The 2177-nt window shown below is 62.9% G+C and carries 1 protein-coding gene and 1 pseudogene; both read right to left on the reverse strand.

Going from position 1 to position 2177, the window contains the following annotated elements; all coding sequences use genetic code 11:
- A pseudogene (locus tag EN893_RS30215) lies at window positions 1-329 on the reverse strand (DoxX family protein); the annotation flags it as partial.
- Window positions 330-564: 235 nt separating this feature from the next.
- Window positions 565-1962: a class II fumarate hydratase gene (gene fumC, locus EN893_RS30220; protein WP_128362031.1), complete on the reverse strand. Its 1398-nt coding sequence runs from the start codon at window positions 1960-1962 to the stop codon at window positions 565-567.
- Between the last annotated feature and the right edge of the window lie 215 nt (window positions 1963-2177).

Here is a 2177-nt window from a genome sequence, read left to right on the forward strand (position 1 = left end):
TGGGTGCTGGCGATCTTCACCGTCGCCACCGGTTTGGTCGCCCATACCGGTGGCGACGGTGAAGATCGCCAGCACCCAGGCAACAATCCGGGTCTTGAAGCCGACGAGGATGGCGAGGCCGCCGAGAAGCTCGATCAGGCCGACGACAATGGCCGTTACGGTCGGCAAGGGCAGGCCGAGGGCACCGAAATAGCCCGCCTGCCGGCGATGGCGGTCAGCTTGCCGAAGCCTGAAAGCAGGAAGATGACGGCAAGCAGGACGCGGCCGAGGAGGATGGTGGTCGAGGCATTGGATGCGCCGGAACCGGCGACTGAAGTGTTGATGGACATTGTGGCTCTCCGGGATGGGTTGATACCGGGGAGATAGAGCAAGCCGACTGTTCACCAAAGCCACCAGACTGGCGACACATTGTTCACAGTACTTACGTTCCGTGATCGGGCGGCCTGCGCAAAATTCGCTTCGGGTCACGTCGTGACGGAAGTAAATTCTCCCGTCACGAAATACCGGGCTTTTGGTTGACGCAATTCCGGACCGAAAACCGCAAGACACTTTTCCTGGAATTGACTACCCCGGATGCGTCATGTCCTCCGGCCGCACCAGCCGGTCGTAATCGGCTTCGCTGACCAGCCCGGTGGCGAGCGCTTCCTCGCGCAGCGTGGTGCCCTTCTTGTGCGCGGTCTTGGCGATCTTGGCGGCATTGTCGTAGCCGATGGTCGGCGCCAGCGCCGTCACCAGCATCAGCGAGCGGTCGAGTGCCGCCTTGATGTTGTCTTCGCGGGCCTCGATGCCGACAACGCAATTGTCGGTGAAGGAGACCGAGGCGTCGGAGAGCAACTGCACCGACTGCAGGAAATTGTAGGCCATCAGAGGGTTGTAGACGTTGAGCGCGAAATGACCCTGGCTGCCGGCGAAGGTGAGCGCCGCATTGTTGCCGAACACCTGCACGCAGACCTGCGTCAGCGCCTCGCATTGGGTCGGGTTGACCTTGCCCGGCATGATCGACGAGCCCGGTTCGTTTTCCGGCAGCGACAGCTCGCCGAGGCCCGAACGCGGGCCGGAACCGAGGAAACGGATGTCGTTGGCGATCTTGAACAGTGCGGCGGCCGCCGCATTGATGGCGCCGTGCGAAAACACCATGGAATCATGGGCCGCCAGCGCCTCGAATTTGTTCGGCGCGGTGACGAAGGCGATGCCCGTAATGCTGGCGATGCGATCCGCCACCCTTTCGGCGAAGCCGACCGGCGCGTTGAGGCCGGTGCCGACGGCGGTGCCGCCCTGCGCCAGCTCCTGCAGGCCGGGCAATGTCAGCTCGATGCGCTTGATCGACGAGGCGACCTGCGCTGCATAGCCCGAAAACTCCTGGCCAAGCGTTAGCGGGGTGGCGTCCTGTGTGTGCGTGCGGCCGATCTTGATGATGTGATTGAACTCTCTGCTCTTGGCGGCGAGCGCCTTGTGCAGATGCTTCAGCGCCGGCAACAGATCGTGCACGATGCGTTCGGCGCAGGCGATGTGCATGGCCGTCGGATAGGTGTCGTTCGACGACTGGCTCATATTGACGTGATCGTTGGGATGCACCGGCTTCTTGGAACCCATGACGCCGCCCAGCATCTCGATCGCACGGTTGGAGATCACCTCATTGGCGTTCATGTTGGACTGCGTGCCCGAGCCGGTCTGCCAGACCACCAGCGGGAAATGGTCGTCGAGCTTGCCGTCGATGACCTCTTGCGCCGCCTCGACAATCGTCTTGCCGATGGAAAGATCAAGCCGCTTGAGCTCCATGTTGGCTTCGGCCGCCGCCCGCTTGACGATGCCCAGCGCGCGCACGATCGACGCCGGCTGCTTCTCCCAGCCGATCTTGAAATTGCCGAGCGAACGCTGCGCCTGCGCGCCCCAGTACCGGTCGGCGGCAACTTCGATGGGACCGAACGTGTCGGTTTCGGTTCTGGTATTTGCAGCGGTCACGGGTCTCTCCTTGTCGAAGTCGGCAACGGCGTATCGCGTTGCACAAACGGCTTCAAGCGGAGATTGCGGAGGGGATTGATGCAAATCGGTTGAAGGTGATCTCCCCCCTCGAGGGGAGATGTCGCCGAAGGCGACAGAGGGGGTCGGTTCGACCGGGCGTGACCTCTTATCGCCGCCGGAAGAGGCTGGCGCCCCACGCCTGCTGCCATCTCCCC

It is taken from the genome of Mesorhizobium sp. M7A.F.Ca.CA.004.04.2.1 (assembly GCF_004022825.1).
Lineage (GTDB): Bacteria > Pseudomonadota > Alphaproteobacteria > Rhizobiales > Rhizobiaceae > Mesorhizobium.